Annotated in this window: 3 protein-coding genes; all 3 read left to right on the plus strand. The window is 61.6% G+C overall.

Going from position 1 to position 3,330, the window contains the following annotated elements; all coding sequences use genetic code 11:
* Nucleotides 1–75: 75 nt before the first annotated feature.
* From AC07FD_RS39575 to AC07FD_RS39585, 3 genes are read left to right on the plus strand one after another with little or no spacing between them, the layout of a single operon-like run.
* A complete protein-coding gene (locus tag AC07FD_RS39575) occupies nt 76–1,317 on the plus strand; it encodes a site-specific integrase (RefSeq protein ID WP_478354222.1) in 1,242 nt (413 codons plus the stop codon).
* The gene (locus tag AC07FD_RS39580) at nt 1,314–2,237 is read left to right on the plus strand and encodes a tyrosine-type recombinase/integrase (protein WP_478354223.1); all 924 of its coding nucleotides are present in this window, start codon (nt 1,314–1,316) and stop codon (nt 2,235–2,237) included. The genes AC07FD_RS39575 and AC07FD_RS39580 overlap by 4 nt, the downstream gene beginning before the upstream one ends.
* Nucleotides 2,234–3,235 carry a tyrosine-type recombinase/integrase gene (locus AC07FD_RS39585; RefSeq protein ID WP_478354224.1) on the plus strand — a complete coding sequence of 334 codons (1,002 nt, stop codon included), beginning with the start codon at nt 2,234–2,236 and terminating at the stop codon, nt 3,233–3,235. Before AC07FD_RS39580 ends, AC07FD_RS39585 begins: the two co-directional genes overlap by 4 nt.
* The last annotated feature ends 95 nt before the right edge of the window (nt 3,236–3,330 follow it).

The raw sequence follows: 3,330 nt of genomic DNA on the forward strand, positions 1-3,330 counted from the left end.
TTTTATGACTTAGCCGCTGCATGTTCGGCATAGATTAGGGTCTCTCCGTCGCGATTGGCGCGAAGGAGAGGACATATGAACGCGAATGAGTATCTGCAACGCAGCAAGCTTTACCGGAAGCTGATCCACGGTCCCTATGGCGAGTTTTCACGGGTTTACGCGGCGAGATTGTCGGACGAAGGCTTTGCACAGCAGTGTACGCGGCGATCGCTAAGCCTGTTTCGTGACCTGATGGATTGGCACGTCGGCAACGGGCACGATCCCCGGGATTTAGGAGAAGCCCACGTTGAGCAGTATCTTGAGCACCGCTCGAAGCACTGGAGCATCAACGCGGGGGACCGGGCAGCTCTCCGGCGCTTGCTTTCCGCATTGCGAGATGAAGGCTTGGTTCCGGCCGCGCCTCCAATCGAGCCCACGGAGCAAGAGCAGATTGTTGAGGCATTCGCGGCCTATCTCACGAGCGAGAGAGGTCTGGCCCTCACCACGGTGGAACGTCACAAGCTCCTCGCGTATCGGTTTCTGCAGGAGACCTGTCCGGCTGGCGCTGACGGGTTCGCGGCGCTCACTCCAGAGATCGTCATCGGCTATGTCGAGCGACATGCTCTTGATGGCTCCGCCGACAGCGGCAAGGCAATGTGCGGGGTGGTGCGCGCCTTCATGCGCTTTTTGCATGTGAAGGGCTTCATTGCGGTGGCCTTGGCCAATTGCGTGCCATCAATACGTCGCTGGCGGCTTGCTGGCCTGCCAACCTTCCTGCCGCCAGAGAAGGTCCAGCAGGTTCTCGATGCCTGCGATCGGGCCACGGCAATGGGGCTCCGGGACTATGCGGTTCTGATGGTCCTGGCCAAGCTCGGCTTGCGCGCCGGCGAGGTTGCGGCGCTCAATCTCGACGACATCGACTGGCAGTCGGGCAGCATCGTCGTCCATGGCAAGGGACGACGGCAAGCGGCGATGCCGCTTCGCCACGATGTCGGCGAAGCTATCGTCGCGTATATCCGGCATGGGCGACCGGCTTCAGCGTGTCGTCGGCTGTTTTTGCGGACGCTTGCGCCACATGTCGGTTTTGCCTCCGGCTGCGCCATCACGATGATCGCGAAGGAGGCCCTCGATCGAGCAGGGATTGACGGTTGTGCGCACCACGGCGCCCACCTCTTTCGCCACAGCCTTGCAACCGACCTGCTGCGGTCGGGGGCCAGCTTTGCCGAGATCGGCCAATTGCTTCGTCACCGGAGCATCGACAGCACGAGAATCTATGCCAAGCTCGATATCGAGAAGTTGCGCGAACTGAGCCTGCCTTGGCCAGGAGGCGTCCAATGAGCCGGCTTCGAACAGCGCTCGAGCGCTATCTGGGCATGCGCCAGGGGCTAGGATACAAATACCACGGCCCCGCCCGACGTCTGTCGGATTTCGTCACCTTCATGGAGGCTCGCGACGCCGAGACCATCGCCGCGGGGCTGGCGATGGAGTGGGTGACGTCGATCGGTCGGCAACCGAGCTGGTCCATCCGCCTGACCGATGTGCGCTGCTTCGCTCAGCACCTCGTTCATTTCGACCCCATGACGGAAGTGCCACCTCAAGATGCAGTGCCGGCGCCCCGGCGGGCAAAGCCCTACATCTATAGCGATGCCGAGATCTCGGCGCTTCTGGCGGCGGCACTGATGCTGCCGCCGGCCAAGGCCCTGCGCCGCTGGACATATCATTGCTTGTTCGGATTGATAGCGGTGGCCGGGCTGCGCCATTCCGAAGCGCTCGACCTGCACAGGGATGATGTCGATCTCGGCCAGGGCATTCTCACCATTCGCGAGACGAAGTTCGGCAAGTCGCGGCTGGTGCCGCTCCATGCCACGACGGTTGCCGTGCTGTCGGACTATGCCGCGCGACGCGACGCGCATCTCGGCAAGCCGCGCAGCCCCTATTTCTTTGTCGCCGAGCAGGGCGGGAGATTGCTGCACCAATACGTGCACCGCGTGTTCTGGAAGCTCTCGCGACAGATCGGACTGCGGCAGAAGGGGCAGCGCAACGGTCCGCGGATTCATGATCTCCGCCACCGTTTCGCCGTCCAGGCCCTGATCAACTGGTATCGTGCGGGCGAAGACGTCGAGCGCGAACTGCCGGTCCTCTCGACCTTTCTAGGCCACGTCAATGTTCGCGACACCTACTGGTACCTATCCGCCGCGCCGGAACTGATGACCCATGCCGCACGGCGATTGGATGAGCGGTGGGAGGTTAGCTCATGAGCGGCGGGAACCATCTGGCCGTGCTGATAGAGCGGTGGTTTACCGATCGTCTCATGCGACACCGAGGCGTAAGCTCCAACACCATCGCCTCCTATCGAGACACCTTCCGGCTCCTGTTTGCATTCGCGCAGACACGCCTTGGCAAGTTCCCGTCGCAGTTGACGCTTCGGGATTTCGACGCGCCTTTCATCGGGGCATTCCTAGAGGATCTCGAGACGACCCGAACCGCCTCGGTAAGGACGCGGAATCTCCGTCTCACGGCCATTCGGTCTTTCTTCAGATATGCGTCGTTCGAAGAGCCGGCGCACAGCGCCCACATCCAACGCGTGCTCGCGATCCCGAGCAAGCGATCCGACAAGCGGCAGCTTCAGTTTCTCACCAGACCCGAGATTGAAGCGATCCTGGCCTGCCCGGACCGTAGCATATGGCTGGGTCGGCGCGATCACACTCTGCTGTTGCTGGCCGTGCAAACGGGGCTGCGGGTCTCGGAGATCGTTGATCTCGACCGGGACTCCGTGATGCTTGGCCGCGGTGCCCATGTGCGATGTATCGGCAAGGGCCGGAAAGAGCGAAGTACGCCGCTCACCAAGGTTGCACAGCAAGCCCTTCAGTGTTGGCTCAAGGAACCAAGGAAGCGCGGCGCAACGGCCCTATTTCCGAACGTGCACGGCGGCAAGCTCAGTTCCGACAGCGTGCAGGCGCTGCTGAACAAATATGTCGCCAAGGCGCGTGAGCACTGCGTCCCGCTTCGCTCGAAACGCGTGTCGCCCCACGTGTTACGGCACAGCGCTGCCATGGAGTTGCTGCAGGCGGGCGTCGATTGTTCGGTCATCGCCCTGTGGCTGGGCCATGAGACGATGGAAACGACCCTGACCTACCTTCACGCACATCTTGAACTGAAGGAATCCGCGCTTGCCAAGCTGAAGCCCTATGAACGCCGAAAGGCCGAACGATTTCGACCAAACGACCGGCTTCTGGAATTCCTGAACGCCCTTTGAAGGACAAAACTATGCCGAGTGTCAACGACCGGTCTGGATCGATAATCGCGGGCAAGGCGCTTGATACCTTCACGATCAAGACAGGGGCTCGGCAT

The sequence above is a fragment of the Mesorhizobium waitakense genome (assembly GCF_056431085.1).